Raw genomic sequence first — 26,121 nt, forward strand, 5'->3', positions numbered from 1 at the left:
TTACTTTTCCAATGACTCATAAGATGTGGGTTCTCCATTTTCTTCTGGAGAAGAAGATTTTGATGATGGGTTATTAGGTAACATATCACTCAGTAATAATACTTCTTTTGCCACACTTTCTAACATGCTTGGAGGCCATGTATTAATAACCTCTTTGTAAACATCATTTACCTCTTGAGCTCCTTGTTGTTGTAATGAGCAAGAAACTAACCAAGCATTCGCTTCTACAGATAAACGTAAATAAAAAGCGGTGCGTTTAATGTCATCATTGTTTTTCTCTGGCGCTTTATGTTCTGATTGTTCAACAAGAAAATCGAAATACTCAACACGCTGTAATGCTAATAATTCATGTATCACAATATTGTTTTCACCATAATTGAGTGTTTTTTGTTTTAAAAACATAATTTATTCCTCTTCTTCAGTGAGTTGAGTCACTGTTTTTATTATTACAGGCGGGTTAGGTAAAATTTCAGCTAATGTAGGGCGGCCGTTGTTGGTAATTTTAATTGTACGAGTGATCATTTCTTTCGCGGTGACGGTTTTACCTAATGCGCTTACCCAGCCTTGGTAAATATCGACAGCACCATTAGGAAAACGAATGCGATAGTAACGAACATTTCCTTTATCAAACCAATGAATGATCTCCTTTTGTCCTGATTCATTAGGTAGCCATGCCAGTGTAATACTCGCTTCACCCGCTGATTTTTCACCTTGCGTGGTTATTTTCCAATCCGCATTTTCATCATCAAGATAAGTGTCGTCTTGGCTTTCGGCTGTCATTTCTCCAGGTTGAAGTTCTTTTACTTTGGCTATTTTTATCCAATCTGTATTTGAAAAAGGGGCTTCCAATGGGTTATTTTCACCGAGATAAAGCCATAATGTGGTACCTGTACCTTTAATCGGTGTTAGTGAGGTTATAGTCATAATCGCCTTACAATACATACTGTATGTGGTAGGTAAGATCAGCAGAACACCATAAGCCAACATCATCATCGCGCTGATAGTCATAACCATGAGGTGTCATGACATCAATTAAGGAGGTGAGCGAAGGTAGCGTATTCAAGGCTGGATAAATTAGTGTTTCTATCCATTGATCTAATTCGGTATCTGGTTTTTTCGCTTCGAGAAAAAGAGTGATATGGATAATCGCTTGCCAACTATCCGCATCAAGCGTATCGCTAATCGAAACCGCATCTGTTAAATAAATTGCAATGGCGGGTAATTCTTGTGTATCAATAAAAAAGGGGCGTCCATCAAAAAATGTCGCCCCCGTTACATAAGGTATTATCGCCTCTTTCACTTTCTGTCGTATTTGAGCATGTTTGGTCATCTCGTCCTCTCGTTAATATAGAGCCTCAATTGTTGCTTCAAGGCATACCCTATTTCTTTTGACATTTCTGAATGTATTAGTCGTTGAGTCTCTTCTTGAAAGGCTTGGGTCAGAGGTGTAACAAGTGGGATTTTTACAACATCAATGGGATATTGATCCTTTGTAACACGTTGAAGAACATGCCAGCGCCCGTTATTAAGTTGCTGAATAAAGGCATTAGGAAAAGTAAATTTCCCTACTTTAAGAACGCTCCCCTGATTTTTTTGATAACGTTGTTTTCGAGTCAGTTGAAGTCGAGCTTTACCTAATGCAATCGCAGGTAAGTTACCTCGATTTATCACCAGCCTTGCACGAGGTTTTGTGTAATTACTTTTAGCTTTATTGAGTTTGACACGTTGTCGAATTAATCGCTGTGGTACGCCTGTTTTTTTCGCCACTCGCTTTACACTATGGCTGATCACCCGTGTTGCAACACGGTTAATCGCTTGTGCCGTCGCTTTAGGAACCATTTGATCATTGATGCTGTTCAGGTTTTTTATTGCCTGATCGAGTCCTTTCATATTTGTTCCTTATGTTACCCATATATGCGGTTTTCCATTAAATTGTTGATAGCGAGTCACTTTATAAATGTGATTATCCACTTCAACCTCATCACCACGTTGAGGTCGATAATCTTGGGAAAACACGATATAGCTCACGCTATCGCCCTGAATTGGGCCTAATTCAACCATAAAATAAGCGTCAATGGCTTGATAAACGATCCCATTTATTCTGATGCTTTTTCCAATACGTTTTGCCGTAAGACTATCCATTTGATAACGCAAGTATTCAAATACACTCATTTTTTCCTTCTATTCTTGTTTAGGCATAGCAACATTTAATTTCACTGCAATCGCGCTGTCAGAAGCTTCAACATCCTGCCATACCATCCCTGCTGGCATGCCTTCTGTCTCCACAACTTCATTATTTTTGACCAATGCGACTGTGCCTGCTTTTAGCGTGATCCCTACTTTTTTGTTAAGTAAAAAGACACCTTCCGTGATCCCATCCCCCACACTTTTTATTGCAATATCGGTCAATGCAACCGTGGCAACTTTCCCCACAAAAACTAGCTGACCACTTTTGATCCTATGTTGAGTGGTGTTATGTATGGCGATAGTGTTTCCTGCTTGTACATAATTTTTAGCCATAAAAACTCCTTCCGATGCCGAAACACCGGATTTTAGATATAAAAAAAGCCCATCAGGGCATCAGGATAAAACGAAGAAAAAAGACGTCTTACTTACCAGTTACTTTCAGCAGACCGCGATAATCAACCGGTGCTACACCCGCATCAATACGCACTTTCGTAGTGACACCATCAGAGGTAAAGCCTTCAAGCTGATCAATATATGGCACATCAATCCCGTTTAAGTACGCCACCTCAATGGTGTCGCTACCTTGACGTGAGGCCATATACCAATCTTTCTCGCTCGCATCATCTAAACGAGGTTCAGCAATAATTTCCGCTAAATCACGCACCGGGTTAATAATATTGGCATTAACATCAGCGCCTTTCACACTGCCTGATTTAACCACTTGGATAGCTTGTGTTTCCAGTGTGGTCGGTACCAACATAAACGCGGGGCGAATATTGAGTGTACGCTCACCTTCTTTTTGTTGGCGCATAGCGGTACGACCTGCGCTGATGGTTTCTACATCCATCCCACCGGTGATCATGTTTTTATGATCGGCACTAAATAGCGCTTTTTTATCGCTCATTTTTTCATTGTCGATAAGCACCGCATATACCAAATCGCCGACTGTCGCTTTAGCTGCACGACCGAACTTCATTGGCACATCCGTCAGCATGTTCATATCATCATTGATAATGGCTTGACGGGTAATGCTAAATAACTCACCGTAGGTCGCCAGCGCGATGGTTTCACCTTTATCATCGAGCGTAACGTATTTATACTCGGCACCTTCACGCACTTGACGTAAGGAAGGGAATGCCCCTAATCCCACACGATGTGCAGTTTTAAAGTCACTGAGTTGTCCTTTTTTCGTCCATTTCTCAAAGGTTTCGTCATTTTCTTCCCAACCAAGCAAAATCGCTTTATTCGCGACATCCAGCAGGATATTACCGAAATCAGAGGTGCTGTGCGTAAAGGCCATACCAATCATTTGCATCGGATTATACGTAGCCACGCCAACACCACGCTCCGTCAGTGATGCGCGTGCTAACTCACGCAGTGTCATGCTGTTATAGGCGTTATCTTTTTCATAATCCTGATAACCCGCGCGTGCCATCACAGAGGCACGCACACTGTCACCCACGATATTGCCGTTTCCAGCGTAAATATGTGCATTACCTTTATTTGATGGTTCAGGATTTTGTTGTTGTGCAACCGTGTTAAGTAATTGCTCACGCGCTTTCTCAATAGAACAGCTCGCATCCGCTAAACAAGTAATCATCAAATCATTGTGACGACCACCGAACATGGCAAATAAATCTTTAATCCCATTTAATCGCGCTTGTTCGTCAGCATAGGTGGCGCTAGGTTGTGGCTCCGGTGCTGGCACTGGAGTTGGATGAGGTTGTGTAGGACTCGTGGTGTTTTTAGGGGTAATTTGATTTTTAATTGCACTTGGCATAGATGAAAATTCCTCAATTCGTTTAGATGTAAGACTTGCCATTGCTTTTACTGGCTCAATCACTTTATCGGCGAAACCGTGTTCAACACACTCGTCACCATCCAGCCATGTTTCCTGCTCTAACATGGCGGTAATTTCTTCTGTTGTTTTTCCTGTTTTCGCCACATAAGCAGGGATTAATACGTTTTCTAACTTGTCGAGCAAGTCAGCATATTCGCGCATATCATTCGCATCCCCCCATGAAACGCCCCACGGTTTGTGGATCATCATCATGGCATTTTTCGGCATAATGACCGTGTCACCGACCATGGCAATGACCGACGCCATTGAGGCGGCCAAACCATCGATATAAACCGTGATTGTTGCAGAATGGTTTTTAAGTTGGTTATAAATGGCGATACCATCAAATACCTCACCACCCGGCGAGTGAATATGCAGATTGATATGGCTGAGATTACCCAGCGAGAGTAAATCTTCTGTAAAGCGTCTTGCGCTAATTCCCCACCCACCAATTTCATCATAAATATAGATATCTGCAGTTTGGTCTTCTTTAGCCTGCATGCGAAACCAGCTTTTTTGATTTGCTGGCCCCGACATTTTAGGCATCGTCATCGATTTCTTGTTGTTTAGCATCTTGTGCCCCTTTGTCATTAGCAGGATCAGTATCAAATACCAGTCCTAATCGTTTATTTTCGTCAATTTCGGTTTTACGACGACGTTTCACATCCGCAGGGTTGCCCCCTTTGGCACGTATCCAGTCACTTTCTGTTGACGCACCACCGCGTAATAAGGTTTTCCATGCCTCAGACTCTTTTTTCGGATCAATCCACGGCATCACAGGGCCACTGTAAACCGCATTAAACAGTGATTTAGGGTCAACATCAGGTGGCACGGCGACCACACCACTGGCTATCGCCATTTTTAACCAATTGCGATACATCGGACGGCTAATACCTGCCACAAAGGTATCTTGGAAAATGTTATAACCTTCAAATGACTCCACCAGCTCTTGTCGTTGAGCGCTATATGTACCGTTATAGTCACGGGCGATACTGGAATAACTGCCCCGACTGCCTGCAGAAACTGCACGTAATTGCCCATTGCGAAAAGTTTGTAGATTAGGATTGGGTCGGTCTGATTTGATCATGCCCACTTCTTCACCCGGTTTTAATCCGTCGTAAATCATGCCCGGCTGAATATCGATGTTACGTTGCTCATCTTCGTCGTATTCACCCTCTGGGAAAGAGCCAGCATCCCCTTTCTTGATGTACATCCCCAATGAAGCTGCAATACGTGCGGAGGTTAATTCCGCATCTTCGTAATCTTTTAACGCACTTAAGCGCATTAAGATCCCCGAAAACAAACTGACACCTCGCGCTTGATGAAGCCGGCGAGTGAACTTCAGGTGCAACATGTTTTCGGCATCAATGGTTTTGATATCCCCTAAATTGGCACTGAATTGGGGGAGGTTTTTATACACCTGATACCCTGTGGGTCGCCCCCACTCATTGAATTTAATGCCTTGGATAATCTTACTTTCTGGCATATTCATGTGGATCGGCACAAAGTCAGGCTCTAAGGCTTCTAGCCAAAAATAGATATTGGCGTGAGGTTCTAATCCTTTGGCTTTACCTTTGACCAGTTGAGCAAAGACTTCACCATCACGTAGCCATGTTCTCACCAATAAACGTTCTAATACAGGGCGACTAAATTGCCCTGTCACTTCGGGTAACACGGACCATTCCGCCCAGGCTTGACGAATTTGCGACGCTAAATCCTCATGGATTTGCCCTGCGCCATCTAAGGGCTGAGGCTCAACAATAATGCCCTTTGCCCCGACAATGCGCTCTTCCATCTTGTCGAGAATACCGATAGAGATATCATGATTATTATCTAGCCACCGCGCTTGCTCCCGTAATGATGCCCCACCGAATTGAGTTAGCTGGTTACCATTGCGATTTTCACGTTTAGCGGGATGTGTGCGAGTGGGTAAAACGGCTTCATAAGCTTTAATTTGTAATCGAGAGCGGAGGCGTGAGGCTTGCCAGTTTGGGGCGAAATAACCAATGGCGTTGTCTAATAATGTCATCTAAACCTCGCTAATTTATACATTGGATTACCTCGTTTTCGTGATATCAATGCCGATAAACGGGCTTCCCAACGCTCACGACCTTTAATGATCTCGTTGAGGTTTTCCATTGTCATGGCTTGTCCATTAAAGGTGATGGATTTGCCTTTTAACACCGCCTCTTCCGCTAAACGGTATTGCTCAATCATGTGTTCAATTTCTTCTTTCGTCATATCCAGCCTCCGCTGTTTGATACCGGTGCCCATGCTGATACGGCAGGCATTTCCTGTTTTTGGATTTCGGGTGAGGGTTTTATTTCAGGCTCTGTGGCGATATCGGCAATTGACGGAGATGAGGAAAGCGTTACATCAGGCAACCTTGCCCATTTAGGCGGTTTTTCCCAATTGATCCCTTCGTACCCCTTTAATATCACCAAGGCATGGGCGTAAACCATCAAGTCAAATGCCTCATTAGCGCCTCGACCCGGTTTTTCCCAATGCCCTTTTTCATCACGCTCTTCATACGTCAACTCGTCATAGAACGATTCATCCAGCCAATCAGGGAAATGAATATAATTAGGCCCGACGGTATCGCGCGATAACGCAGAACTGATCCGATCTTTAAGTTGGTCTGTTTGCAGTAAATAAAGAGGCACATCCCCTTTGGCTTGGGCGCGCCTTTCAGAACGACTGGTGTTATCAGGGAATGATTTAGTAATTAACTTACTGCGTTTATGCCCGTCGCCCTTAAAGAGATAGACTTTACGGTGTAATCCCTCTTTTCGACAGCGACGCCAAAATTTATAAGCATTATCAGTAACGCCATCTTCACCACCAGAGTCTACGCCCAACATCATGATTTCCATTTCATGGTGAGGATAATGTTGCAATGGATAGGTTTTCTCTAATACATCGGTGATTAATACTTGCCAATCTTCGGGATACGAACCCGGATCGATTCGACGGCATTCACCGTTGTTGTCATAACGTAGAGATTGCGTGATTTCAAATCGGTCAATCACCCAGCGCTCGCCTTTTTCGCCATAACCGACCACCTGAACCACAAAGCGTCGTTTTTTACCGCCCTGTACGTCAACTGTGGCAACCAAGAACCGTACACCATCTGGCACAACTGATTCTTCCCAACTTTCTACACGATTGATTAATTCATCGCTCCGGCGTTGCTCTTGTGCTGTGCGCGGTAAATAAGGCAAACCCCAGTCTGTATTGGTGACGGCTTTTAGGGTTTCTTCACTGCCGGTTAATTCGTATTCTTGTTCTGCAGTTAGTAACTTATAAACTAACTGAGACAACGTTTGATAAGCAGCAGCAGGTCCTTCCATCCAAAAAGAGGCAATACGCGAACGACGCCCTGTGCCTGAGATCTTCCCTTGCTTATCAATGGACTGCCCTTCAATCAACCACACCCCTTTATTATTGAGTTCCCGTTTTTGATGGGGTTCGATGCGACCTAAGCAGTGCTGACATTCCACATACGCAGATTCACTCGCTTCTACGGGATCTGGATTGTCACGATACCCCTTTACCGCATCATAAATAGGCTGAAAATATTCGTGGCAGTGAGGACATTGCCAGTACCAGCGACGGCGATCCCCCCGATTATAAAGCGATAAAATGCCCGTTGTGGGCGGAGCTTCGTGAGGGGATAAACGACTCCATTTAGTATCGGTAATATCTCGTCCCGGAGAGCTTTCCACCAACGTCATACCCGCTGACATAAAAGTGGTTGTCCGTTTTGAGGCTAAAGAAAAGCCATCCCCTTCACCGTCAATATCTTCAGGAAAACGGTCATAATCAGTGAGTGCCACACATTTAAAGTCAGATGAGGACATCACATTAATCGATGGCCACCCCATTTTTAAAAAACTGCCCGATAAAAAGTATTTATCAAACACGTTATTATCGTTACGACGAGGACTGAGTTGCTTACTGACTTCAGGACTGCAACGAAAGGTACGAGAAAGCCGTTTTTTACTGTGCTCTTGTGCTTTGTCTTGCGTCATTTGCACCAGCAACATATCCGAAGGGTCGCACACAATATTGTAAATTACCCACCCATCAATTAACCCGACCGTCTTTCCTGTTCTCGCAGGACCGACAAATATCACTGCATCATAGAGCCGTGACGATAAACAATTCATAGGTTCAACAATGTAAGGGGATACTGCTGGGTCCCAAGGAACAGAGTTACCCGCGCCTACTGGTACGCGCATATATTTTGCCACAGCATCCGCAACTGGCATTCGCCTCGGTGCTTTGATGAGTTGAGCCACATTCTTACGTAACAAAGAGGCAGATATTGGTTTAACCATTTCCCCTCCTTTTAATCCTCCTTAAGCTCATCGTCTGCTAGCACTTTTATCGCAATTTGATCACGTAGGTCATCAATCACTGCTTGTATTTGAAAAACCGCTGAAGGCGTTAATGCACAATCGCGCTCTAATATATCTGGTAACGTTTCCAATACTTGCACCATCGCTTTAGCCAGTACTGAATATTCTCGTGCAACATCTGAAGCCGGCAATAACTCCCCCACTTCTTGCTCAAACTTCAAACGCTCCCGCTCAGACTGATACCACGCTTTTCGATCTTGAGGTTGCATGTCTTGACTATCAATCGATGCATGAGCTTTCATTGTTTCGGCTAAAATATCGCTAAGTGCATAAAGTTTGAGGTTTGAGTTATTGGTATTAACAGGTGTGAGATTTTTAAGGCGTGATGAAACGGTCTGTCGATGTATTCCTGATAATACAGCTATCTGGCTAATATTGAGTGTTAGCTGTTTGAGTTTTTGATCCATCATTGCATGTAAATAGTGAATAAAAAACCCGCGTTGAGCGGGTGTTCGCAGTGGTATTTAACTTTATTGTGTTAGGGAATCAATATAGTCAAAAAGAAATTGAGCATCAGTCTCGTTTAATTTATTAAAATATTCGGTTTTTCTTTTTTCAAAATCTTCACCTTTATGAGGCCATTTATTACACCACTCATTTATATTTGTATTTTTTTCGAACCATTGCATTTCATAGCAATATTTATCTGCTATTTGATTAATTAAGTTCGTAGTTTCACCTTTAGTTCTTGTCGCTGTAACGATCAGATCACATCCATGACTAATTAATTTCCCAACTGTTTTATCTACTATTTCTTTATAATCACCTTCTGTAGAAATTCCTATTTTAATACCATTTTTCTCAAAAATAGCGATCTCATCACTTGAAGATAATTCCCTTATTTTTAATTCAAAAGGAATAGAATAGCTTTTATCTGATTCAAACTTATCAATCAATTTGCTCAGTGTTTGAGTTTTACCTCGTTCACTTGCACCAAAAACACCTAACAATAATTTTTTACCAAGTTTCATTATGGGATAGTCCACTTTAAATAATGATTTATGATATACGTGCTGAATGTAATAAATACAAGTCACTACATCACATTCTTATAAATATTAAAAAAAATTCCTGTAGAAAATAATGAATTGTAAAACATGCTGATGAACAAAAAACGTTCACGATCATCAGTATTTATTATTTATATATTTAAAAATTAATAAGTTAATTCAATAGTGATGATGCTAAAATAAAATACAAAAATTTGACGTTTTCCGCGAAGCCCTCGCCCCGTGGGAAGGGAGGCTATTGGGAGTACCTTTTGTAATTTATTCTATTCTTCAAGCTATTAACGAATTAATAGATAGATATTAATTTATTAAATATTATTGAAAACTTTATAAATAACAAAGAATTAATCATTTTAACAAAGATAAAATTTTATCCGCATTCTTCTTACTCATTGGAACATATTCACTCATATCATTTGCATCGAGCTCTTCTTTTAATGAATCATACACAACACTAGCAAAGATATTACAGTCTAATTGTTTTCCGCTCATTTTAATTTCTTGAACTATACGATAATGTTTAAGTAAATCGGTATCAAATCTAGGATTTAAAGACAATGGTATTTGATCTCCTTCGCCATTTACTTCATTTCGATTATCACGCATTAGAAGATAAATTTTATCAAACTCTATATTTTCTTGAGCGGCTGCACATGCAAAATAAGATTCATAGGTTGCTGCTATAACTACCGTTCTCGCCATTAATGCGTGTGCATTTATTGATAAGAATAAAAATTGAGTTATAACTAATAATTTTATTATGATTTTCATTAAATCTAGCCAAATTAAATTTTATAAAAGTTGTTTAACATAATAGCATTATAATTATATATTCCAATACATACTATTAATTAATCTTATTATTATCAAAAAATTTATAACTGTAGTTATTGATTTATTCTATTTTGATATACTCCTGCAATCCCTTAATCATTCTTTCCGACTCGGCAATTCGCTCTCTAAGTAGCCAATAATTTCGGATAGCGGTGTCAGTAGGTCTGGCGGGGGTTGCATCATCCATGCTGGAGGTGGAATTTGTGGTGATACGAGAGGAGCACTCGGCTCTGATATACACCCGCTTAGGATTACGCTCAGCCAAAATACGCAACCCATCAATTTTCTTTTTCGCATTAACTAATTCCTTAGTGTGTTTAATATCGAGCTGATTTAATAGAGTTACCCGTTTTTGATAATCGTGATTTATATTCACTAGCTCTTTTAAACGACTGGCTAGCTCCTTATTAGCATCGTTTAATCTATTGAGTTTTTTTGATTGCTCATTTACCACCATATAACCACCCGCAATGATAACTATCGCTATAGTCATGATATAAACTTTCCAATTCATTATTGATTAATACCTATGATGAGAAATAGCGCGTTGACAACGTTTAGCTAAACTCGCTTTATCATTTGAACAAAAAGGATCAATGGAAAGATAAAAACTGAAGATAACAATAAGAAAAAGAGTAATAATAAAGCACAAAATAATAATTAAAGATTTCCATGGCATAAAGTAGATTCCATTTCACGGCGATTAATTAAGCCCTTCCATACTTTTCCACCAGCATAAACCCAGCGTTTCATTTCTTCACAAGCACCATGTTTATCACCTGCATTTAATTTATTGAGTAAAGTAGAACGCGCAAATGCAGTTATTCCAACATTAAAAGCAAAAGAATATAAAGAGGCTTGAGTGTGATTATCGAGGGATACTTTAACTAAAGCATCGACTTGTCGTTGTATTTTAATAAAATCTTTTTGTAATAAAGCATCACATTCTTGCTGTGTGTATAGCCTATTCTGAATGATGTCATTGCCAGTATGTCCGTAGCAAACCGTCAGCACACCAACAACATCACGATAAGGTTCGTAATGCACACCTTCAAAATAACTAATCATAGTTATCGCAATACTTACTACACCTGCACTCGCAACTGCAGCTACCTTTTGTTTTAGATTCATTAAATGTCCTTTTTAGCTTTAGTCAGTATTTCACCAACTATCTTTTCTATGTCTCGCGGATCACTAGAACAATTTCGATGAACTAGCTCGGCAAATAACGCTGTTCGTTTCCGCTGTTCTCGCCATGTCATCAGATAAGTTGCTAATCCAAGCAGCATGCTAAATCCCATCCCTATTACAAATCCCCATTCATACAATGAGATACTTGCAAAAAAGGCAGTTAAGCCAGCCGTTCCGTAGGTAACATTGGTCAATTTTTCCATGCGCATATACACCCCTATGGAGTGTCCGTTGATGATTAATATGAGTGAGTTAAACAAGAAACAGTAAAACTTAAGTTAAACTGATAGGTTATTCCAATGTAATGAACCGAAAGGATGGCTGATTTACTTCGGTAAAGAAGCTTTATGAAATATGAATTTGAAAAAATAAAAGATCTAAAAATTAAAGTAGAAAAATGATGTATGCCACACATTTTTTATTTTCATTGTTAGCAAAGCTAATGACTAATGGTAATAAAAATAAAAAATAACGTTTTTAGAATGTTAAATAAAACTCTAAAATGGAATGAGCAACTACTAGTTAAAGAGCAAATAGCTCTAATAGGTCAAACAACTAAAAAGCTTTAAGTGGTAAATAGTAGAGCCATTAGTGTAGCTTTATTAATAGTTTCTAATTTATAGCTCATTAATTGCATGCTAGCTATTTTTTAACTCTATTATTTATTGTCCTCGTTCTTCCACTTGCATTGATGCCATACTAACTGCAATTTATAATTTTTTATGTTACATAACTATCTCTTATACGAAAAAGGCCACCAAAGGAGGCCTTATAATTTTACTTTACTAATAAATTAACAAGTAAATTTTGTTTTAAGGGACGGATACTCATCAGAGCGACATGATGGGCACCATGATTGTACAATATGACGTCCATCCCCCATATCTCTCATTCCAAAGTCTTCATACCTATAGAAAATATGAACACCCTTATTGGATGAGCATTTGGGACAAGATTTCAACAACTCACCATCTATTTCTATCTCTTGAGATTCAGATAATGGATATTTACATCCCCGACAAACAACCATTCATTACCTCCATTTAAGTATGAAGATAATTTAATAACATTTAGCTTAAGTCAATTCGGTGATTAAAATCGCACTTCTGACTTTACTGACCTTGCCAATACTTGCTTAATGAGTACTGATTATATCTATAACAATGTATTATTTATCTCTTTCTCTGTTTGTTCGAAGCGTTCTTTTTCTAGCTCAACACCTAAAACCTCTCGATTAAGTTTTAGTGCTGCTTTCAGTGTTGCCCCTGAGCCCATAAAGAAATCAGCCACTAAATCACCTTCACGGCTACTAGAACGAATGATATGTTCCATCATAGCTGATGGCTTTTCACAAGGATGCTTGCCAGAATAATATTGCACTGGAGGATATGTCCATACATCAGTGTAAGGAACATCAGCTGTAACAAAAAAAGGACGCTTCGATAATCCGTATTCTTCAACCAATACTTGATAACGTATCTGAGAAACTTTATGTTCTGACAGCAAATCATCATAGGTACGTAATAACGGTGATAACTGATCAATATGCGTAGCTCGTTGTGAAAATAACATTTGTAATTTTTGATAGTCATCCCTTAATGGTAATTGCCACTGACTGCGACCAAACCAGTGATTAGCCATTTTCTTCCCTGTAACTTTATTTATTTGTTTAACACCAACCTGTAATGCTGATCGTGCATCGATAAAATAATCCATTAGCGGTTTAAATACTTGTTGCTTGAGTTCACGACACTTTATAACAAACTCAGCCCCTTTTGCTTGTACTGGTCTTTGATAATGTTCCGCAAACAATATTCGTTCTGTCGAAGGAAAAAATGCACGCAGGCTTTCTTTATTCTGGCGTCGCCAAGGACCTGAAGGTTTAGCCCAAATAATATGACTTAGCATATTAAATCGCCCTTTTACTAATAATTCAGTATCTGAGGCAAGCTTAGAGCCACAAAATAAATACAAGCTTCCATTCGGTTTCAATACTCGCCAAAACTCAGTTAATACGTCATCTAACCACGCTAAGTATTCTGCTTCATTTGCCCATTGATTATCCCATGCACAAGATTTAACCCGAAAATAAGGGGGATCTGTCACTATCAAATCAATACAATTCTCTGGTAACGCTTTCAGCACAATTAATGCGTCATTATTATATAATTGCATCTATATCCTTTATTGAGGCAACAAAAAAGCCAGAAATTATCAAATTTCTGACTTGTATTTATATTTAATATAAAAGAGTGCAAAAACAGGTGGTAATTTATAGCTCTTTTATTGGATATGTTTTTTCCGTTTTAGAACCATCACTATAAATTTCAGAAATCGTGATATCCCCACCATTTACAGAATATTTCACAATGCTATCTAGAGGATCATCCCTCCATCGACCAATACTATCAGCATTATTTGATGCCCAAATTACCTTTTCACCGTTTAGCTTGCATTTAATAGCCCAGCGACTTTTATCCACTGAACGAATGTAATGAACATAAGCAATACCGCTTTCAATAGTATCTAATTGCATAATCTTATGATCTCGACCAAACATGGTTGCCGCAGACGCTTTACATACTTGCCCTACATCGACATTTTGTGCAAAAACAGAAGAACTAAACAGTAGTGATAATAATAAGATTTTTTTCACAAATTTAATCTCTCATTTAAGATAAGTCATTATGTATATCGTCAATTAATCGAAAAGCTTTATCTTAAATTTTAATTTATAAAGTAATTATTCGGTCTTATCTTTATCTACGGCTTATCAAGTGTAAATTCATCTTTTATGCAAGAAAAATATGAACTGACACCTTTTATTATAATATAAAGTATTTAATCAATTCTTTTACTTGTTCGCTTATAAAAATCATCTTGTTTTAAAATTAATTCCGCCATTTCTAATTGAGTGAGTAAAAATTCGCAACTTTCATAACTGAGTTTTGATTCACTTACGATTTCTATTATATCCTTACCTACACTTTGTGATATCATTTCTAATACATCATATGCCTGAATAGTCATATCACTCTGTTTTATCATGATATTTTACACCTTTTATTTAAAAGAGAATATATCTAAAGATGTAACTCCTCATCCTAAAAACAGCAAGTTTTTTGTCAGATTATTTTTAAATAAATAACTTTATTGATAATTGTAAAAACAAAAAATATTAATTTATATATTTAAGATATTTTTATAAAAACAAATACTAATTCACTACATTTAAAAATAGGAATCACTTCAATTGAAAAAATACAATAATTATTTAAAATAAAAAATGTTAACCGATGTATTAACAAATTACTTATAATACATTATTTCATCAAACTCATATGGGTATATTATGATTAATAAAAATTGGCATGCAGCAGATATTATCGCATCATTAAAGAAAAAAGGGACAACGTTAGCAGAGATCTCCAGAGGTGCTGGTTTAAGTTCCTCAACTCTAGCTAATGCGTTGTCCCGACCATGGCCTAAAGGTGAACAAATTATCGCTCAAAAACTTAATTTGCCACCTTCAACAATATGGCCTGAAAGATATTTTGATGAAAACGGAAATCAAATTATCCGAAAAACAAGAGAACAAAAATTTAATGATAAAAATAAAGAATAAATTCATCATTAGCAATATTTATTATAATATAATTCAATGATATCTTCTGCCAGATTATCATTAACAGTATAAAAATAACATTCAGGCAAATTAAGTACTTTGGCTAGCTTACATACCATATCAAAGCTTGGTTTATGTAACCCAGACTCGTATTGCGAAATTCTAGAACGAGAACTAGCTATTTCCATTCCAACTAAAGCACCTAATCTTGCCTGAGTCAACTTTGCCCTTTTACGGGCATATCTCAATCTAATAGGAACCATAATTCAAAACTAATTACTCTTCAAAATTAATATAATATTTATTTTATCTATTCTATCTCACCTCCCAATTATTAAACAAATAGCAATTTCTTTAAAAATAGTATTTTATTTTAGTAATTCATTTATTTTATATCATAAAGTAAAAAAACGTGTATAGCACTTCTTTAAAAAAATTTATAGTAAATTATATTTTTCATTATAAATAAGAATTAACTCTTCTGCGAATTCATCATTTAAAGTGTAAAAATAATTTTCTGGTACTTTCAATATTTTGGCAAACCGGCAAATAGTTTCAAAATTAGGACGATGTGTGCCTGACTCATATTGGCAAACTCTAATTTTAGCTGACTCTTCATCTATCTCAGCTAAAATTCCTAACTCCTCTTGAGTTAATTCAACTCTTGCTCTTGCTGTTTTTAGTCTTTTAGGGATCATAATAACTCTAACATTTAAAATGAAGATGTAAGTTTATATCATAAAAATTCAAACCTTAAAAATTAAGCATTACTTAACAAGATTAGGCCATATAAACATTAATTAAAATAGTATTTGATATTTCATTATTTAATATTACCGTTTTAAATAAAACATAAGTCAGGTAAATATCTTTATTTTTATTAGATTAACAGCTAGTTTGCGTAGCGCGTTAATACTTTTTTATTTAATTTGTTTTCTTATAACAAGAAACTTCATGATCCATCTCTAAACGTATTTCTAACATTGCCAGCCCACCTTCAACAAAACCCTCTGCGACTTGTATAATTTGACGAACTCGGCTTTCACTTATTTTCCAACGCCTCGCAATACTTCTTTTAGTATGCTGATAAATATAATGTAATATAAGTGCATTCACCTCTCCTTCTTTTCTCAGTTGTTTTAGGCGAGCGATAGCTGAATCAATGATCAATCCATCATCATCGCAACAACTTATACGAGATGATGATTGATAAGGTAATATCCCTTTAAAACCCGCAGCAATATGAGAATAATCCACACCACTTTGTACATCAGATGCCCAAGCACCCCATCGTTCTAATACTTGCTGTATATCTCTCATGTCGCAAATACCTTTATCCAATACTATTGTGGTGTGTTGAACGCGCAATTAACTGTGCGGACTGATACCAAATTTCTTTCCAAAGCGCTTTAGCATTATGAATATGCATTCGCCCTAAACCACGTTGTAAGGCGATTTTTTTCGCGAGGATCTGAAGGGCTGTTTTAGGCTTCCATGCTGAACTAAATAACAGACTAAATGTGTTATCTCTTTCAGCACAATCGATTTCAATAGGGATCTCACCCTCCTTTAAGCACCGCCCATTTTGATAAGCCGGTCGTCCTTTTAATTGCCATTTTTTCGCTTTATCAAGATACTCTGCACAATTGTTTTTATGGAACAGAGTTTTAGGTCTTAAATAATCCTGCATTTTATTATCATTAAGCCATTTTGCTGTTAGGTAATCGGTAATTAAGATCAATTCATCAACTTGAAAACCATCAGCTAACCTCGCTCGAACATAGCTCAATGTGATTTGACATTCTCGATAATGGGAGTGGGTTGTTTTATTAAAATAGCGAATAATGTCTATTTCAGGCCGCTCACGATTTGGCAATGAGCAATCTGAACAAGATCTTTTAAGGTTACTCTTTGTAGTAATCTTTGTTGTATTCTCTGTAAGAAGAGCCCTATTTGAACTGTTCTGAGGCTGACTTTTGCTTCCCTTCCATTGTTCCTGTTTGGCGCCATCGAATGTACGTATTTTCGTTTTATTATCACTACCTTCTTCATTCGTCTTTTGCTCTTCATCTTCTGTTTTCAAAATCTTATGCTGATAATTAATACTATAAAAGTTAGTACGATCATGAAGGTGTTTGTTGAGCTGTCTCACTTCAATCAATCCAGCCGTTCGAAGATGAGTAAAGACGCGTTTTAGTGTTGATAGAGATAAGTAGGGAAACTGTAAATGCCAATCAGGTAATGTATTGTAGATCCATCGCCGTCCTTCATATTCAACACCCGATGTTGTTTCTGTTATCCAATAATGTAATTGTTGCAAAACAATTGCTTCGTATAACCCAATTTGAACTGCTAATTCAGGTATGACTATCTGAGGACGTGTTTTTTCCATTAATAATTTCATGTGAATTCCTTTTTCTACCATTCTTTTAAAAAAAAGATGCGCATCAAATTAAAAATAATTTAATTGAAAAAATAACAAAAGATGGTAATTCCACTTTTGTTTTGTAAAATATTCCGTTGCATTAATTTTAATTAGCACACTTAACGAAAAAATCTAATTCGTTATTACTATTGAAACTATCGTGAGTTAAATTAATAGGATTAATTTAAATAACATCTTTATAGATTAAATTAATCAGTTATCGATTACGCTATTAAAATTAACAAATAGAGAATGGACACGCAAATCATTTTTACTTAAATAAAAGGAAATGGGAATTACATGAGAAACAAAATGCATACCCGAATTAGAGAGCGTCGATTGCAATTAGCTTTAACACAAGAGTCATTAGCAAAGATGTTAAGTGTCAGCCGAGTTTCTATTACAAAATGGGAAACCCAAGTCACCGAGCCCGACGGGGAAAACTTACAAATGCTGGCTAAAGTTCTTGAAGTTTCACCCGAATGGTTACTTTATGGTGGAACATCATCCGATGCTGATGCATTAATAATCACACGCAAGACAATGAATATTCGTCAAATTCCCGTTATCACACTAGAGCAAACCATTGATTGGAATGCACGTTATGAAACATTAAGATTAAGTGATATTCAAACTTGGTGTTATGCAACAGTACCTGTTTCTGAGCAGGCTTATGGGCTTGTGTATCAAGGTGAATCAATGACTAACCCTTACTCGCTCCCCTCCATACCAAAGGGTTCAACGATTATTATCGAGCCGGAATTTAAAAATAATATTGAATTATATGGAAAGATAATCATCGCGAAAAATTGTATTACCCATGATGTGGTAATTAAGAAATTGATATCAGAACCCCCTCATCTTTATTTGGTTTCATTAAATACCGCCTTTACACCTATATTATTAACTCATGATTATCAAATCATTGGTTATGTGATACAAATTATTCAAACACTTTAACTTATTTAGTTTAATTTATTGAGCTGGATCACTTCAGCTCAATATGTACTTCCCCTCACAGTGTTATTGCCTATAAAGAAACATAGAGTACAATTAATCACAAGTAACAAACACCCACGCATTTAAACGATAAGGGAATAAAAGACTATAAATATAATTACGTATTAATTAGTCATCAAATAAATACAGCATTCATTTATTTAAAATAAAGGAATAATCATTATTAATTCATTTTTAATAATATAAGGAAAGAATAATGCAAGTATTAACATTAAAAGAGTGGGCTGATAAACGATACAAAAGTCGTCCGCCGTCTCTCACCACATTAAGTCGCTATGCGCGATTAGGTTTTTTCTGCCCTCCCGCAAGGAAAGAAGGTGGCATGTGGCGAGTAAGAGAAGATGCGGATTTAGTCGGCATGTTAGCTATCCCTTCAATCAATACCTTTGATGATCCAATATTAAGGAAGATACTGAAAGATGACCGGACGACCTCGTGAGAAGAACATTGATATCCCCAATTTATATACAACGTATCATCCAAGAATGCGAAAAATGTATTGGCGATATCGTCACCCTATAACGGGTAAATTTCATTCCTTGGGCGCTGATGAAACTCAAGCGCGATTAATCGCCATCGAAGCCAATAGCCGTATTGCAGAGCAAAGAACGCGTCAAATTTTAGCCATCAGTGATCGCATTGCAACTGACAAAGATGAGTCGATTACGGTTGCCACATGGTTAGATCGTTATTGGAACATCCAAAAGGAGCGCTTAGATCAAGGAGAGATACAACTGGCCACCTATCGGCAAAAGAAAAAACCCATCGCCCTTATGCGCCAAAAATTAGCGTTGCTCCCATTAGCCAAAGTAGGCACTCGAGATTTGGTCAGTATTCTCGACGAGTATAAAACGGCGGGACAATCGCGTATGGCACAGGTCGTTAGATCCGTTTTTAGTGATATTTTTAAAGAAGCACAACATGCGGGTGAAGTTCCACCAGGTTATAACCCCGCATTGGCAACTAAAAGGCCAAAAACTCGGATAAAACGTCAAAGATTGACTTTAGATGAGTGGCATCAGATTTATGATTTAGCGGACAAGCAACATCGTTATATGGGTAATGCGATGCTCCTTGCTCTCGTAACAGGTCAGCGTATTAGCGATATCTCACGGATGCGTTTTCAAGATATTTGGGATGACCATTTACATGTTGTTCAAGGAAAAACCGGGGCTAAAGTGGCCATTCCCCTTTCTTTACGCAATCAAGCCATCAATGTTTCACTTAAAGAAATTGTTGACCGCTGTCGTGATCGCGTGGTAAGCCACTATTTAATTCACTATTTTCGGACTACATCACAAGGGCAACGAGGAGGCCCTGTCACCGCAAATACGATGACAACGAATTTCACCAAAGCAAGAAATAAAACCAATATTGATTGGGGTGAAGGAATGCCAGCGTCCTTTCATGAGCAACGTTCATTATCAGAACGTTTATATCGAAAACAGGGTATAGATACGCAAGCTTTATTAGGGCATGCCACTCGAGCACAGACAGACCGTTATAATGATGTTCGTGGCAAAGAATGGATAACCATCGCGTGTTAATCTTATTTCTGACCTTATTTTAATCCATCAGATAATCTGCAAATGATAATTTTCGCCACGTTTATCATGCAGTTTGCAGATTATTTTCTTTCTTTTTCATTTCGCCGTAAATAAAGCCTTATCGCCTCTTTTAATGGGTTGATTTTAACACTTACGCTTTATGCATTGTTTGTTTGGTTTTGCTACATTAGGCTACTTTTAATACAAAAATACGCATCAAGACGTTACACGTACTCATAAAAAATCCTGTAACAAAAACGGGAACCCTTAAGTTCCCGTAATCAGTTCGCAACGCTAATTATATTACATATGTTTGATAATCGCGTCACCAAACTCGCTACATTTCAGCAGTTTAGCGCCTTCTAACTGACGTTCGAAATCATAAGTTACAGTCTTAGCGGCAATCGCGCCTTCCATACCTTTAATGATTAAGTCAGCAGCTTCTGTCCAACCCATGTGGCGTAGCATCATCTCTGCGGAAAGAATAATAGAACCAGGGTTAACTTTATCTTGGCCTGCATATTTTGGTGCAGTACCGTGTGTTGCTTCAAATAAAGCACATTCATCACCAATATTTGCGCCAGGTGCGATGCCAATACCACCTACTTGAGCCGCTAATGCATCAGAAATGTAGTCACCATTTAGGTTCATACATGCGATAACATCGTACTCTGCTGGACGTAACAGAATCTGTTGCAAGAATGCGTCAGCGATGACGTCTTTAACGATGATCTCTTTACCCGATTTTGGATTTTTGATTTTAACCCAAGGACCACCATCTAATAATTCACCACCAAACTCTTCGCGAGCTAATTCATAACCCCAGTCTTTAAAGGCACCTTCGGTAAATTTCATAATATTACCTTTATGTACCAATGTAACTGAATCACGGTCGTTATCGATAGCGTATTCAATTGCCGCACGAACTAAGCGCTTAGTTCCTTCTTCTGAACAAGGTTTGATGCCAATACCGCAATCTTGTGGGAAGCGGATTTTGGTAACACCCATTTCATTTTGCAGGAATTTAATGACTTTATCGGCTTCTGCTGAGCCCGCTTTCCATTCAATACCTGCATAGATATCTTCTGAATTTTCACGGAAGATAACCATATCAGTTAGTTCAGGTTGTTTAACTGGGCTTGGTGTGCCTTTGTAGTAACGTACTGGACGTAGGCAAATATAGAGGTCAAGTTGTTGGCGTAGTGCAACGTTTAATGAACGGATACCACCGCCAACTGGGGTAGTAAGAGGTCCTTTGATAGAAACACGATATTCACGGATAAGATCTAATGTTTCTTCTGGTAACCAAACATCTTTGCCATATACCTGCGTTGATTTCTCACCAGTATAGACTTCCATCCACTCAATTTTACGTTCTTTGCCGTAAGCTTTCTCAACTGCAGCATCAACAACTTTTAACATTGCTGGCGTAACATCGATACCGATACCGTCCCCTTCGATATAAGGGATAACCGGATTATTTGGAACAACAAGCTTACCTTTAGCATCTAGTGTAATTTTAGCGCCATTAGCCGGAACAACTACTTTGCTTTCCATTTACCTCTCCTTTCATGTAAGCGCACGCTTTGTTAATTTTTTGTAAGAGACCTGTCAATACTACTTGATTATTCAGCTAACGCCAATCGCTTCTCTTTTAAGGTATAATCAATCTCCCATTTTTTACAAAAATTAACTATGGCAAATCAACTTAAAAATAGTGCTAAACCGAGAAAACACCACACTTCATTAGCACAAAGAAAACCAGTGCGCCTAAGAGGTGAGCGTAAAGTCGTTATCTTCAACAAGCCCTTCGATGTTCTTGTACAATTTACAGACGAGAATGGCAGAAAAACACTAAAAGATTTTATTCCTATTCGTGATATTTATGCAGCAGGACGTTTAGATAGAGACAGTGAAGGACTTTTAGTCTTAACAAATGATGGGAAGCTACAAGCAAAATTAACACAACCGAGTAAAAACACAGGAAAAATCTACTATGCTCAAGTAGAGGGTGTTCCTTGTACAGCCGCATTACAACAATTTCGAGATGGATTAGCGCTTAAAGATGGCAAAACATTGCCAGCACAAGTCGAAATAGTTGAGCAACCCGAATGGTTATGGGAGAGAAACCCGCCGATTAGAGAACGCCAAACTATCCCGACCACTTGGTTAAGAATCACCTTATTTGAAGGCAAAAACCGTCAAGTAAGACGAATGACGGCTCATATTGGTTATCCTACATTGCGTTTGATCCGCTTTAGTATGGGAAATATTACATTGGATAATTTATTACCCGGTGAATGGAAGGAGATTAATTTTGTTTAAACCTCATGTGACTGTCGCGTGTATCGTTCATGCGCAAAATAAGTTTCTCGTTGTTGAAGAAACTGTCAATGGAAAAGCAACGTGGAATCAACCTGCAGGGCACCTTGAAGCCAATGAAACTCTTATTCAGGCTGTTCAACGTGAATTATGGGAAGAAACAGGCTTAACACTTCCCGTTCAACATTTTCTTAAGTTACATCAATGGATTGCCCCAGATAAAACGCCTTTTCTACGTTTTCTTTTTCTTATTGAAGCACAAGAACAATTTGAAACTCAGCCCCAAGATAGTGATATTGATTGTTGTCACTGGGTTAGCGCTGATGAAATTATTCATAGCCAGCAATTGCGCTCACCGTTGGTAAGAGAAAGCCTATTATGTTATCAACAAGGTGAACGCTACCCTCTTTCTATTTTAACTAGCTTTGGTGCGCCCTTTAACTAAATGGTAGAGAATAGAAAAACAAAGCATCAAAAACAGAGCAACACTTGATGCACCTGTGTCAGTGATATGGTAAAGTATGGCGCTTATTTTTCCGCAGTGAGATCCAGTCATGTCAGATAACAGCCAAAAAAAAGTCATCGTAGGAATGTCCGGTGGCGTAGATTCATCCGTCTCAGCCTATCTTCTTAAGGAACAGGGATATCAGGTCGTTGGTCTGTTTATGAAGAACTGGGAAGAAGACGACGATACAGAATATTGCTCAGCTTCAACGGATCTTGCCGATGCGCAAGCCGTGTGCGATAAACTTGGCATTGAGCTTTATACTATCAATTTTGCCGCTGAATATTGGGATAATGTTTTTGAACATTTTTTATCTGAATATAAAGCAGGCCGCACCCCAAACCCCGATATTCTGTGCAATAAAGAAATAAAATTTAAAGCATTTTTAGAATATGCGGCAGAAGACTTAGGTGCTGATTACATCGCAACAGGTCACTATGTTCGCCGTCGTGATATCAATGGCAAAAGCCAATTACTTCGTGGCGTCGATAATAACAAAGACCAGAGCTATTTCTTATACACGTTAAGTCACGAGCAAATCGCACAAAGCCTTTTCCCTGTTGGTGAAATGGAAAAGCCTGAAGTTAGAAAAATCGCTGAAAAACTTGATTTAGCAACAGCAAAGAAAAAAGACTCAACAGGTATTTGTTTTATTGGTGAGCGTAAATTTACCGATTTCTTATCACGTTACCTCCCTGCTAAACCTGGCCCTATCATCACAGTTGATGGTGAAACTATTGGTGAACACCAAGGATTGATGTATCACACATTAGGTCAACGTAAAGGTTTAGGTATCGGTGGAACAAAAGACGGTGGAGACTCCCCTTGGTATGTCGTTGATAAAGATGTTGAAAACAACATTCTTATTGTGGCACAAGGTCATGAACATCCAAGATTAATGTCTGTCGGCTTAATTGCTCAACAATTGCATTGGGTATCGAGAGAGCCAATTACTGAAGCTTTCCGCTGTACTGTTAAAACACGATACCGCCAACCTGATATTGCGTGTACAGTAACGCCATTAAGTGAAGATAAAATTGAAGTCCGCTTTGATTATCCTGTTGCTGCTGTAACGCCAGGACAATCAGCCGTCTTTTATCAAGACGAAGTCTGTTTAGGTGGCGGTATCATTGAAACCCGTATTCAGGAGTAGACGTGGCTAAAGATTTTCGTGATATTACACTTGCATTGGCAGGCATCTGCCAAGCAAGTCGTCTTGTTCAGCAAATTGCTTACCAAGGTAGTGCGAACGAGAATGATGTTGAAGTGATGGTTAACAGTATTTTTAATCTCAATCCAACCTCAACACTTGATGTTTATGGCAATCAAATCAGTCATTTAAAATTAGGCTTTCAAACACTGAAAGCTATTCATCAGGCGGTAAGAAGAGAAAAATTAACGCTTGAATTGATGACTTACCAACAGGGCTTAATCAATCTAGAACGTCTTATCAATAGAAATGATGATTACAGTTCTCGTTTATCGCAAAAAATTTCTCAATTAGATCGCCAAAAAAGTTACTTTGAACCCATGTCTGAAGGTGTATTTAATGCACTTGCCGGCGTTTATGTTGATGCCGTTAGCCCTGTTGGCCCACGCATTCAAGTTCATGGCGCAATTGATCTGTTAAAGAACCCTATTATTCAAGCTAAAGTTAGAGCGTTGTTATTAACTGGCATTCGTAGTGCTGTGCTCTGGCGTCAAGTAGGTGGCCGTCGTTTTGATTTTTTACTTCATCAAAAGACTATCCTGCGACAAGCTGATGATTTTCTCGCTCAATGTTAATACTTTAAATTCAACCTGGGAGTTGCCAACAATGGAATTATCTTCGCTGACAGCGATTTCACCGATTGACGGTCGTTACGGTAGTAAAACCTCGTCGTTACGTTCTATTTTTAGTGAATTCGGTCTTCTGAAATTCCGTGTACAGGTAGAAGTTCGCTGGCTACAAAAGCTGGCATCTTGCGCCGACATTAAAGAAGTTCCCGCCTTTGAAAAAAACGCAAACGATTACCTTGATGCAATTGTTGCTAACTTCAATGAAGAAGATGCAGCTCGCATTAAAACGATCGAACGCACCACTAATCATGATGTAAAAGCCGTAGAATATTTCTTAAAAGAAAAAGTGGCGAACATCCCTGCTTTACATCAGGTTTCTGAATTTATTCACTTTGCTTGTACTTCTGAAGATATTAATAACCTGTCTCATGCCATTATGCTGGAAACGGCACGCCAAGAGATCTTATTACCTGCATGGCGTGAACTTATTGATACCATTAGCAAAATGGCTCAAGAATACCGTGATTTACCATTACTTTCTCGCACTCATGGTCAACCTGCGACACCCTCTACAATTGGCAAAGAGTTTGCTAACGTTGCTTACCGCATGGAGCGCCAATATCGCCAACTTACACAAGTTGAGATCTTAGGTAAAATCAATGGTGCAGTAGGTAACTACAATGCTCACTTAGCTGCATACCCTGATGTAAACTGGCATCAATTTAGTGAAGAATTTGTCACTTCACTTGGTATTACATGGAACCCATACACAACTCAAATTGAACCACATGATTATATTGCGGAGCTTTTTGATTGTATTAGTCGCTTCAATACTATCTTGATTGATTTCGACCGTGATATTTGGGGTTACATTGCACTGAACCACTTTAAACAAAAAACCATTGCAGGTGAAATTGGTTCATCCACCATGCCTCATAAAGTAAACCCAATTGATTTTGAAAACTCTGAAGGAAACTTAGGGTTAGCAAATGCAGTAATGGGACATCTTGCTAGCAAATTACCTGTTTCTCGCTGGCAACGTGATTTAACTGATTCAACTGTACTGCGTAATTTAGGTGTGGGTATGGGTTATGCATTAATTGCTTACCAATCAACCATGAAAGGTCTTAATAAACTTGAAGTGAATGAAAACCACCTTCGTAAAGAATTAGACTGCAATTGGGAAGTATTAGCCGAGCCAATTCAAACTGTAATGCGTCGTTATGGCATTGAAAAACCTTACGAAAAATTAAAAGAGCTTACTCGTGGTAAACGCATCACAGAACAAGACATGGTCGTTTTCATCGATGGTTTAGAATTACCAGAAAATGAAAAAACACGTTTAAAAGCAATGAAACCTGAAAGTTATATTGGTTTTGCAACTCAACTCGTTGATAAATTAAACTAATTTACCT

Annotated in this window: 33 protein-coding genes; 9 read left to right on the forward strand and 24 right to left on the reverse strand. The window is 38.3% G+C overall.

The features are described 5' to 3' along the window. The 19 genes from gpG to CUB63_RS06240 form a co-directional block, all read right to left on the reverse strand. A complete protein-coding gene (gpG, locus tag CUB63_RS06145) occupies positions 1-402 on the reverse strand; it encodes a phage tail assembly chaperone G (RefSeq protein ID WP_109847679.1) in 402 nt (133 codons plus the stop codon). A 3-nt stretch (positions 403-405) separates the two neighbouring features. Beyond that, positions 406-1,014, reverse strand: a complete 609-nt coding sequence (locus CUB63_RS06150) for a phage tail tube protein (protein WP_237584856.1) — start codon at positions 1,012-1,014, stop codon at positions 406-408. After that, positions 932-1,330 (reverse strand): phage tail terminator protein, encoded by a 399-nt coding sequence (gpU, locus tag CUB63_RS06155; protein WP_109847681.1) that lies wholly within the window; start codon positions 1,328-1,330, stop codon positions 932-934. The genes CUB63_RS06150 and gpU overlap by 83 nt, the downstream gene beginning before the upstream one ends. Further along, complete coding sequence (locus tag CUB63_RS06160; RefSeq protein ID WP_109847682.1) at positions 1,327-1,890, reverse strand: phage tail protein; 564 nt, start codon at positions 1,888-1,890, stop codon at positions 1,327-1,329. Before CUB63_RS06160 ends, gpU begins: the two co-directional genes overlap by 4 nt. 9 nt (positions 1,891-1,899) lie before the next feature. After that, the gene (locus CUB63_RS06165; RefSeq protein WP_109847683.1) at positions 1,900-2,172 is read right to left on the reverse strand and encodes an ATP-binding protein; all 273 of its coding nucleotides are present in this window, start codon (positions 2,170-2,172) and stop codon (positions 1,900-1,902) included. 9 nt (positions 2,173-2,181) lie between these two features. Then, entirely contained in the window at positions 2,182-2,520 is a 339-nt protein-coding gene (locus CUB63_RS06170; protein ID WP_109847684.1) for a capsid cement protein, read from the reverse strand. Between the two features lie 88 nt (positions 2,521-2,608). Beyond that, positions 2,609-4,600, reverse strand: a complete 1,992-nt coding sequence (locus CUB63_RS06175) for a ClpP-like prohead protease/major capsid protein fusion protein (protein WP_109847685.1) — start codon at positions 4,598-4,600, stop codon at positions 2,609-2,611. Continuing rightward, entirely contained in the window at positions 4,566-6,056 is a 1,491-nt protein-coding gene (locus CUB63_RS06180; RefSeq protein WP_109847686.1) for a phage portal protein, read from the reverse strand. The genes CUB63_RS06175 and CUB63_RS06180 overlap by 35 nt, the downstream gene beginning before the upstream one ends. Then, a complete protein-coding gene (locus CUB63_RS06185; RefSeq protein ID WP_072062679.1) occupies positions 6,053-6,268 on the reverse strand; it encodes a hypothetical protein in 216 nt (71 codons plus the stop codon). The genes CUB63_RS06180 and CUB63_RS06185 overlap by 4 nt, the downstream gene beginning before the upstream one ends. Beyond that, positions 6,265-8,367 (reverse strand): phage terminase large subunit family protein, encoded by a 2,103-nt coding sequence (locus tag CUB63_RS06190; RefSeq protein WP_109847687.1) that lies wholly within the window; start codon positions 8,365-8,367, stop codon positions 6,265-6,267. Before CUB63_RS06190 ends, CUB63_RS06185 begins: the two co-directional genes overlap by 4 nt. Before the next feature lie 11 nt (positions 8,368-8,378). Next, complete coding sequence (locus tag CUB63_RS06195; RefSeq protein ID WP_109847716.1) at positions 8,379-8,855, reverse strand: DUF1441 family protein; 477 nt, start codon at positions 8,853-8,855, stop codon at positions 8,379-8,381. A 63-nt stretch (positions 8,856-8,918) separates the two neighbouring features. Continuing rightward, positions 8,919-9,419 carry a hypothetical protein gene (locus tag CUB63_RS06200; protein ID WP_109847688.1) on the reverse strand — a complete coding sequence of 167 codons (501 nt, stop codon included), beginning with the start codon at positions 9,417-9,419 and terminating at the stop codon, positions 8,919-8,921. Positions 9,420-9,806: 387 nt separating this feature from the next. Beyond that, positions 9,807-10,229 carry a hypothetical protein gene (locus tag CUB63_RS06205; protein WP_109399524.1) on the reverse strand — a complete coding sequence of 141 codons (423 nt, stop codon included), beginning with the start codon at positions 10,227-10,229 and terminating at the stop codon, positions 9,807-9,809. A 124-nt stretch (positions 10,230-10,353) separates the two neighbouring features. Beyond that, positions 10,354-10,785 carry a lysis protein gene (locus tag CUB63_RS06210; RefSeq protein ID WP_237584857.1) on the reverse strand — a complete coding sequence of 144 codons (432 nt, stop codon included), beginning with the start codon at positions 10,783-10,785 and terminating at the stop codon, positions 10,354-10,356. Between the two features lie 167 nt (positions 10,786-10,952). Further along, entirely contained in the window at positions 10,953-11,423 is a 471-nt protein-coding gene (locus CUB63_RS06215; protein WP_109399522.1) for a lysozyme, read from the reverse strand. After that, positions 11,423-11,692, reverse strand: coding sequence for a phage holin family protein (locus CUB63_RS06220; protein WP_109399521.1), 270 nt, complete (start codon positions 11,690-11,692; stop codon positions 11,423-11,425). Before CUB63_RS06220 ends, CUB63_RS06215 begins: the two co-directional genes overlap by 1 nt. Positions 11,693-12,638: 946 nt before the next feature. Further along, positions 12,639-13,658 carry a DNA-methyltransferase gene (locus CUB63_RS06230; RefSeq protein ID WP_109847689.1) on the reverse strand — a complete coding sequence of 340 codons (1,020 nt, stop codon included), beginning with the start codon at positions 13,656-13,658 and terminating at the stop codon, positions 12,639-12,641. A 97-nt stretch (positions 13,659-13,755) separates the two neighbouring features. Continuing rightward, a complete protein-coding gene (locus CUB63_RS06235) occupies positions 13,756-14,139 on the reverse strand; it encodes a hypothetical protein (protein WP_109847690.1) in 384 nt (127 codons plus the stop codon). Between the two features lie 185 nt (positions 14,140-14,324). Further along, a complete protein-coding gene (locus tag CUB63_RS06240; RefSeq protein WP_109847691.1) occupies positions 14,325-14,531 on the reverse strand; it encodes a hypothetical protein in 207 nt (68 codons plus the stop codon). 304 nt (positions 14,532-14,835) lie between these two features. On the opposite strand from CUB63_RS06240, the gene CUB63_RS06245 reads away from it, so the two are divergent. Continuing rightward, a complete protein-coding gene (locus tag CUB63_RS06245; protein WP_023582488.1) occupies positions 14,836-15,108 on the forward strand; it encodes a helix-turn-helix domain-containing protein in 273 nt (90 codons plus the stop codon). A gap of 8 nt (positions 15,109-15,116) precedes the next feature. On the opposite strand, the gene CUB63_RS06250 is transcribed toward CUB63_RS06245, so the two are convergent. The 4 genes from CUB63_RS06250 to CUB63_RS06265 form a co-directional block, all read right to left on the reverse strand. Beyond that, complete coding sequence (locus CUB63_RS06250; RefSeq protein WP_023582489.1) at positions 15,117-15,371, reverse strand: helix-turn-helix domain-containing protein; 255 nt, start codon at positions 15,369-15,371, stop codon at positions 15,117-15,119. A 174-nt stretch (positions 15,372-15,545) separates the two neighbouring features. Further along, positions 15,546-15,806, reverse strand: a complete 261-nt coding sequence (locus CUB63_RS06255) for a helix-turn-helix domain-containing protein (RefSeq protein WP_072062691.1) — start codon at positions 15,804-15,806, stop codon at positions 15,546-15,548. A gap of 226 nt (positions 15,807-16,032) precedes the next feature. Then, a complete protein-coding gene (locus tag CUB63_RS06260) occupies positions 16,033-16,428 on the reverse strand; it encodes an antiterminator Q family protein (RefSeq protein ID WP_109847692.1) in 396 nt (131 codons plus the stop codon). A 13-nt stretch (positions 16,429-16,441) separates the two neighbouring features. Further along, positions 16,442-17,512 carry a conserved phage C-terminal domain-containing protein gene (locus CUB63_RS06265; RefSeq protein WP_109847693.1) on the reverse strand — a complete coding sequence of 357 codons (1,071 nt, stop codon included), beginning with the start codon at positions 17,510-17,512 and terminating at the stop codon, positions 16,442-16,444. A 321-nt stretch (positions 17,513-17,833) separates the two neighbouring features. Here CUB63_RS06265 and CUB63_RS06270 point away from each other — a divergent pair, with 321 nt between their 5' ends. The 3 genes from CUB63_RS06270 to CUB63_RS06280 all read left to right on the forward strand — a co-directional run bounded on the left by CUB63_RS06270 (position 17,834) and on the right by CUB63_RS06280 (position 20,100). Further along, the gene (locus tag CUB63_RS06270; protein WP_072062694.1) at positions 17,834-18,493 is read left to right on the forward strand and encodes a helix-turn-helix domain-containing protein; all 660 of its coding nucleotides are present in this window, start codon (positions 17,834-17,836) and stop codon (positions 18,491-18,493) included. A 256-nt stretch (positions 18,494-18,749) separates the two neighbouring features. Beyond that, the gene (locus CUB63_RS06275; protein ID WP_109399515.1) at positions 18,750-18,992 is read left to right on the forward strand and encodes an excisionase; all 243 of its coding nucleotides are present in this window, start codon (positions 18,750-18,752) and stop codon (positions 18,990-18,992) included. After that, entirely contained in the window at positions 18,973-20,100 is a 1,128-nt protein-coding gene (locus CUB63_RS06280; RefSeq protein ID WP_109847694.1) for a phage integrase Arm DNA-binding domain-containing protein, read from the forward strand. Before CUB63_RS06275 ends, CUB63_RS06280 begins: the two co-directional genes overlap by 20 nt. A gap of 303 nt (positions 20,101-20,403) precedes the next feature. Here the strand turns inward: CUB63_RS06280 and icd are convergent, their stop codons facing one another. Next, positions 20,404-21,657, reverse strand: coding sequence for an NADP-dependent isocitrate dehydrogenase (icd, locus tag CUB63_RS06285; protein ID WP_006537208.1), 1,254 nt, complete (start codon positions 21,655-21,657; stop codon positions 20,404-20,406). 138 nt (positions 21,658-21,795) lie between these two features. Here icd and rluE point away from each other — a divergent pair, with 138 nt between their 5' ends. The 5 genes from rluE to purB all read left to right on the forward strand — a co-directional run bounded on the left by rluE (position 21,796) and on the right by purB (position 26,114). Beyond that, positions 21,796-22,425, forward strand: coding sequence for a 23S rRNA pseudouridine(2457) synthase RluE (rluE, locus tag CUB63_RS06290; protein WP_109847695.1), 630 nt, complete (start codon positions 21,796-21,798; stop codon positions 22,423-22,425). Beyond that, positions 22,418-22,867 carry an NUDIX hydrolase gene (locus tag CUB63_RS06295; RefSeq protein WP_109847696.1) on the forward strand — a complete coding sequence of 150 codons (450 nt, stop codon included), beginning with the start codon at positions 22,418-22,420 and terminating at the stop codon, positions 22,865-22,867. The genes rluE and CUB63_RS06295 overlap by 8 nt, the downstream gene beginning before the upstream one ends. Before the next feature lie 109 nt (positions 22,868-22,976). Next, positions 22,977-24,080 carry a tRNA 2-thiouridine(34) synthase MnmA gene (gene mnmA, locus CUB63_RS06300; protein WP_109847697.1) on the forward strand — a complete coding sequence of 368 codons (1,104 nt, stop codon included), beginning with the start codon at positions 22,977-22,979 and terminating at the stop codon, positions 24,078-24,080. A 2-nt stretch (positions 24,081-24,082) separates the two neighbouring features. Next, positions 24,083-24,712 carry a high frequency lysogenization protein HflD gene (gene hflD / locus CUB63_RS06305; protein WP_072062697.1) on the forward strand — a complete coding sequence of 210 codons (630 nt, stop codon included), beginning with the start codon at positions 24,083-24,085 and terminating at the stop codon, positions 24,710-24,712. Between the two features lie 31 nt (positions 24,713-24,743). Then, a complete protein-coding gene (gene purB / locus CUB63_RS06310; protein ID WP_109847698.1) occupies positions 24,744-26,114 on the forward strand; it encodes an adenylosuccinate lyase in 1,371 nt (456 codons plus the stop codon). Positions 26,115-26,121 lie beyond the last annotated feature (7 nt).

This window comes from Proteus penneri (genome assembly GCF_003144535.1).
In the GTDB taxonomy this organism is placed as follows: Bacteria; Pseudomonadota; Gammaproteobacteria; order Enterobacterales; family Enterobacteriaceae; genus Proteus; species Proteus penneri.

Excerpts from the sequence above, each read along its gene's own strand:
- mnmA (WP_109847697.1), top strand. The coding sequence starts at position 22,977 with ATGTCAGATAACAGCCAAAAAAAAGTCATCGTAGGAATGTCCGGTGGC.
- CUB63_RS06245 (WP_023582488.1), top strand. The coding sequence starts at position 14,836 with ATGATTAATAAAAATTGGCATGCAGCAGATATTATCGCATCATTAAAG.
- purB (WP_109847698.1), top strand. The coding sequence starts at position 24,744 with ATGGAATTATCTTCGCTGACAGCGATTTCACCGATTGACGGTCGTTAC.
- CUB63_RS06265 (WP_109847693.1), bottom strand. The coding sequence starts at position 17,512 with ATGAAATTATTAATGGAAAAAACACGTCCTCAGATAGTCATACCTGAA.
- icd (WP_006537208.1), bottom strand. The coding sequence starts at position 21,657 with ATGGAAAGCAAAGTAGTTGTTCCGGCTAATGGCGCTAAAATTACACTA.
- CUB63_RS06190 (WP_109847687.1), bottom strand. The coding sequence starts at position 8,367 with ATGGTTAAACCAATATCTGCCTCTTTGTTACGTAAGAATGTGGCTCAA.
- CUB63_RS06185 (WP_072062679.1), bottom strand. The coding sequence starts at position 6,268 with ATGACGAAAGAAGAAATTGAACACATGATTGAGCAATACCGTTTAGCG.
- gpU (WP_109847681.1), bottom strand. The coding sequence starts at position 1,330 with ATGACCAAACATGCTCAAATACGACAGAAAGTGAAAGAGGCGATAATA.
- CUB63_RS06275 (WP_109399515.1), top strand. The coding sequence starts at position 18,750 with ATGCAAGTATTAACATTAAAAGAGTGGGCTGATAAACGATACAAAAGT.
- CUB63_RS06170 (WP_109847684.1), bottom strand. The coding sequence starts at position 2,520 with ATGGCTAAAAATTATGTACAAGCAGGAAACACTATCGCCATACATAAC.
- CUB63_RS06195 (WP_109847716.1), bottom strand. The coding sequence starts at position 8,855 with ATGGATCAAAAACTCAAACAGCTAACACTCAATATTAGCCAGATAGCT.
- CUB63_RS06150 (WP_237584856.1), bottom strand. The coding sequence starts at position 1,014 with ATGGTTATGACTATCAGCGCGATGATGATGTTGGCTTATGGTGTTCTG.
- CUB63_RS06160 (WP_109847682.1), bottom strand. The coding sequence starts at position 1,890 with ATGAAAGGACTCGATCAGGCAATAAAAAACCTGAACAGCATCAATGAT.
- CUB63_RS06240 (WP_109847691.1), bottom strand. The coding sequence starts at position 14,531 with ATGATAAAACAGAGTGATATGACTATTCAGGCATATGATGTATTAGAA.
- CUB63_RS06270 (WP_072062694.1), top strand. The coding sequence starts at position 17,834 with ATGAGAAACAAAATGCATACCCGAATTAGAGAGCGTCGATTGCAATTA.
- CUB63_RS06280 (WP_109847694.1), top strand. The coding sequence starts at position 18,973 with ATGACCGGACGACCTCGTGAGAAGAACATTGATATCCCCAATTTATAT.
- CUB63_RS06210 (WP_237584857.1), bottom strand. The coding sequence starts at position 10,785 with ATGACTATAGCGATAGTTATCATTGCGGGTGGTTATATGGTGGTAAAT.
- CUB63_RS06165 (WP_109847683.1), bottom strand. The coding sequence starts at position 2,172 with ATGAGTGTATTTGAATACTTGCGTTATCAAATGGATAGTCTTACGGCA.
- gpG (WP_109847679.1), bottom strand. The coding sequence starts at position 402 with ATGTTTTTAAAACAAAAAACACTCAATTATGGTGAAAACAATATTGTG.
- CUB63_RS06260 (WP_109847692.1), bottom strand. The coding sequence starts at position 16,428 with ATGAGAGATATACAGCAAGTATTAGAACGATGGGGTGCTTGGGCATCT.
- CUB63_RS06250 (WP_023582489.1), bottom strand. The coding sequence starts at position 15,371 with ATGGTTCCTATTAGATTGAGATATGCCCGTAAAAGGGCAAAGTTGACT.
- CUB63_RS06215 (WP_109399522.1), bottom strand. The coding sequence starts at position 11,423 with ATGAATCTAAAACAAAAGGTAGCTGCAGTTGCGAGTGCAGGTGTAGTA.
- CUB63_RS06220 (WP_109399521.1), bottom strand. The coding sequence starts at position 11,692 with ATGCGCATGGAAAAATTGACCAATGTTACCTACGGAACGGCTGGCTTA.
- rluE (WP_109847695.1), top strand. The coding sequence starts at position 21,796 with ATGGCAAATCAACTTAAAAATAGTGCTAAACCGAGAAAACACCACACT.
- CUB63_RS06180 (WP_109847686.1), bottom strand. The coding sequence starts at position 6,056 with ATGACATTATTAGACAACGCCATTGGTTATTTCGCCCCAAACTGGCAA.
- CUB63_RS06175 (WP_109847685.1), bottom strand. The coding sequence starts at position 4,600 with ATGCTAAACAACAAGAAATCGATGACGATGCCTAAAATGTCGGGGCCA.
- CUB63_RS06255 (WP_072062691.1), bottom strand. The coding sequence starts at position 15,806 with ATGATCCCTAAAAGACTAAAAACAGCAAGAGCAAGAGTTGAATTAACT.
- CUB63_RS06200 (WP_109847688.1), bottom strand. The coding sequence starts at position 9,419 with ATGAAACTTGGTAAAAAATTATTGTTAGGTGTTTTTGGTGCAAGTGAA.
- CUB63_RS06205 (WP_109399524.1), bottom strand. The coding sequence starts at position 10,229 with ATGAAAATCATAATAAAATTATTAGTTATAACTCAATTTTTATTCTTA.
- CUB63_RS06230 (WP_109847689.1), bottom strand. The coding sequence starts at position 13,658 with ATGCAATTATATAATAATGACGCATTAATTGTGCTGAAAGCGTTACCA.